The 3,707-nt window shown below is 46.7% G+C and carries 4 protein-coding genes; all 4 read left to right on the forward strand.

What is annotated here, in order from left to right:
* Positions 1-284 precede the first annotated feature (284 nt).
* Complete coding sequence (locus tag JF818_RS03350) at positions 285-1,298, forward strand: C4-dicarboxylate TRAP transporter substrate-binding protein (RefSeq protein WP_198890569.1); 1,014 nt, start codon at positions 285-287, stop codon at positions 1,296-1,298.
* Positions 1,299-1,394: 96 nt separating this feature from the next.
* On the forward strand, positions 1,395-1,880 hold the full coding sequence (locus JF818_RS03355; protein ID WP_198890570.1) for a TRAP transporter small permease: 486 nt from the start codon (positions 1,395-1,397) through the stop codon (positions 1,878-1,880).
* Entirely contained in the window at positions 1,877-3,172 is a 1,296-nt protein-coding gene (locus JF818_RS03360; RefSeq protein ID WP_198890571.1) for a TRAP transporter large permease, read from the forward strand. Before JF818_RS03355 ends, JF818_RS03360 begins: the two co-directional genes overlap by 4 nt.
* A gap of 21 nt (positions 3,173-3,193) precedes the next feature.
* A partial coding sequence (locus JF818_RS03365) for a glycerophosphodiester phosphodiesterase family protein (RefSeq protein ID WP_198890572.1) occupies positions 3,194-3,707 on the forward strand: 514 nt, incomplete at its 3' end.

Here is a 3,707-nt window from a genome sequence, read left to right on the forward strand (position 1 = left end):
GAGGAAGGAACGGTCAAATCATCAAGATTGTACAGATTCATACAAGAAAAATGTATCTTGTAAAGATATACATATGTAATATATTCAGCAATATTAAACATTATTTTTATAATTTTGCCCAATAATTGTATCCAAAAGTACCATTGATTCGCTATTCATACTTTTTTCATAAAAACTGTTTTGACATTTGGAAATTCATCCCGTATGCTAAAGAAAAAAGAGTTGTAGAAATTAAGCTTAATTCTGCTTAATCTTTAAACTCAAAATGCATTCAGGAGGAAAGAATGAAAAAAGTTCTATTTACCCTATTGGTTCTGGCTCTGGCAGTAATGCCGGTCATGGCCCAAGGAAGCGCGGAAGCAGCAAGTGGGGACGATTATAAGCTCGTACTGAAAATGAGCCACGTATTCGCACCCAATGAACAGCTGACAAAATCCCTTGACATCGTTGTTAAGAATATCAGCGACCGCACCAATGGTGCAATTGAGATACAGCACTACCCACAGAGCCAGCTGGCTGTCTACAAGGACGGAGTTGAGCAGGTTGCCCGTGGTGCAGACTTCATCAGTGTTGAGGATCCATCCTACCTTGGTGACTATGTTCCCGATTTCAACGCCTTGGTTGGACCAATGCTCTACAAGAGTTTTGACGAGTATGAGTACATGATCCAGACCGATTTGGTGAAAGGCATGCTGAAAGAACTGGAAGAAGAGCACAGAATCAAGGTTCTCGCTCTGGATTACATCTTTGGTTTCAGGAATATGAAGACCAACAAGGTCATCACCACCCCTGCTGATCTCCAGGGAATGAAAATCAGGACTCCTGGAAGCCAGTTGTTCATCGATACCATCAATGCAATGGGTGCAACCGCTACCCCTCTCGGGTTCAGCGAAACCCTGAGCGCAGTACAGCAGGGTGTTGTTGACGGACTGGAAGGTACCATGGATGCGTATGGATCCAACGGTAGTGCTGAAGTTGCCAAGAACATGGCTCTTACCCAGCACTTCCTCGGAACCTGTGGTGTATACATCAATGTTGATGTCTTCAATGCAATTCCTGAAGAGTATCAGACCATTATCGAGGAAGAGTTCACCGCTGGCGCAAAGCACATGATTGGTGAGATCTCCAACAACTATGAGGCCACAAAAGCTAAACTGGAGGCTCAAGGCAACAAGTTCAACGAAGTTGACTCTGCTGCATTTGCCGCCACTGTTACCAGCGTCTATGAGAACATGAAGGGTGTCACTCCTGGCATCTATCAGATTCTGCAGGACGAGTTGGCCAAGATGCCCAAGTAAGTGTATCTGTCCTATACAGGTCGAGGATTGTCGGTGTATGCTACAAAACACTGGTCGTCTTCGACCTGTACTTTATTTTCAAGGAGAACGTGATCAATGCACCAAGCCGTAAAGAAAGTGCTATCCAACCTTGAGCTCATCATCGCCAGTGCTGCCATAATTGTCACCACTGTTTTGGTCATGCTCAACGTCTTCACGCGCTACTTTCTGAAAACTGGTATTTACTGGTCAGAGGAAGTTGCGACCGCCTGCTTTGTCTGGTCGGTCTTCATAGGCGCTGCCGCAGGATACAAGCATCGAGCCCACGTAGGGGTCGATATGCTGGTCAATCTTTGCCCCCCAAAAACAAAGAAAACAATCACCATCATCGTTGATCTTGTCCTACTGCTGATCAACGGATATATAACCTATATTGCAGTCATTTATCTCTCACTCTCCTATAAGAAACCCACACCGGTATTGGGAATTTCGACTGCATACATTAGTTCATCGATTCTTGTCAGCTTTGCTCTGACAACCATCTATTCAATCTATTTCCTGGTCAAGGATATTAAACAGCCTGCACAAGGAGGTACCACATGATTGCCTACCTTCCCATCATTCTGGTATTCATCCTGTACTTCTCAAGCATTCCCATCGCCTATGCACTGTTTGGGTCCTCACTCTTCTACTTTGCAGTAATCGATACCAGCAGCCCTGTTGACTTGATCCTCCAGAAGTTTGTCACCAGCACCCAATCCTTCCCGCTTCTAGCCATCCCATTCTTTGTAATGGCTGGATCGATCATGAACTATGCTGGTATCAGCAAGAAATTGATGCAGTTCGCTGATGTACTCACCGGCCATATGGCAGGAGGCATGGCGCAGGTCAATGTACTGTTGAGCCTGCTTATGGGAGGTGTATCCGGTTCAGCCAATGCTGATGCAGCGATGCAGAGCAAGATGCTGGTTCCTGAGATGGAAAAAAGAGGGTACGACAGAGCATTCTCTACAGCGATTACCGCTGCATCTTCTGCCGTCACTCCGGTCATTCCCCCAGGGATCAACCTGATCATCTATGCCTTGATCGCCAATGCATCGGTCGGACGGATGTTTGCTGCAGGATATGTTCCTGGCCTGATCATGACCATCAGTTTGATGGTGACTGTCTCCATCATCTCAAAGCGTCGTGGTTACCAGCCTGTACGAGAGAAGAAAGCCGGGACAAGGGAAGTTGTTCATCAGCTTCGCGATTCCATATGGGCCCTACTCTTCCCTTTCGGTATCATTGCAGGGCTTCGAATCGGCATGTTTACCCCTTCCGAAGCAGGAGCAGTGGCGGTGCTCTACTGCATCATCGTAGGAAAGTTCATCTACAAGGAACTGGGAAAGGAACACATCATCCCCGTGCTAAGGGAAACCATCTTTGGAACCAGTGGTGTAGTTCTGATCATTGTCTCTGCCTCTGTCTTTGGTTACTACCTGAACTGGGAGCGCATCCCTCAGGCAATGGCCAGTGGACTGCTTACCATTACCCAGAACAAATACCTGATGTTGATGATCATCAATGTGCTCTTCCTCGTAATGGGAATGTTCCTTGAGGGAGGAGCTGCAATGATCATTCTCGCTCCCTTGCTCGTGCCGGTGGTGACCCAGCTCGGTATTGATGTCATCCATTTTGGTTTGATCTGCATTGTGAACATCATGATCGGAGGACTCACACCTCCATTCGGTTCAATGATGTTTACCTGCTGCAGCATCACCCGATGTAGTTTGCAGGATTTCGTGAAGGAGGTCATTCCTTTCATTGTTGCACTGCTGATTTCATTGTTGCTTGTAACATATATTCCCATTTTAACCCTCATCGTGCCTAACTTGCTCTATGGGGTTGCCTGATTACTATTGGAGGTACCTATTGTGAAGATTTACGCCCACCGAGGGTATAGTGGATGCTATCCAGAAAACACCATGCTCGCTTTCCAGAAAGCCTGGGAAGCAGGCAGTGACGGCATTGAGCTCGATGTCCAGCTGACCAAGGACGGTGAGTTGGTGGTAATCCATGATGAAACCCTTGATAGAACCACAGACCATACTGGACGCGTTTGTGACTATACACTGGAAGAACTGAAAACGTGTAATGCAGCTGCAAAGAGCCCGCTTGCAAACACATTCATGACCATCCCCACCTTTGAGGAGTACTGCACTTGGGTGGCAACCACAAATTTGGTTACCAACATTGAGATCAAAAGCAGTGTCATATACTATCCTGAGATTGAGGAGAAGACCCTGGAGATGGTAAGACGTTACCAACTGGAAGAGAGAACCCTGATCTCCTCTTTCAACCATCTCAGTCTGTGTGCAGTGAAAGCCATTACCCCTTCCATCCTGTGTGGAGCTCTTGTCCCTGAGACCGGGTTGGTCAATGCAGGCT

The organism is Sphaerochaeta sp. S2, assembly GCF_016406725.1.
In the GTDB taxonomy this organism is placed as follows: Bacteria; Spirochaetota; Spirochaetia; order Sphaerochaetales; family Sphaerochaetaceae; genus Sphaerochaeta.

Excerpts from the sequence above, each read along its gene's own strand:
- JF818_RS03350 (WP_198890569.1), top strand. The coding sequence starts at position 285 with ATGAAAAAAGTTCTATTTACCCTATTGGTTCTGGCTCTGGCAGTAATG.
- JF818_RS03355 (WP_198890570.1), top strand. The coding sequence starts at position 1,395 with ATGCACCAAGCCGTAAAGAAAGTGCTATCCAACCTTGAGCTCATCATC.
- JF818_RS03360 (WP_198890571.1), top strand. The coding sequence starts at position 1,877 with ATGATTGCCTACCTTCCCATCATTCTGGTATTCATCCTGTACTTCTCA.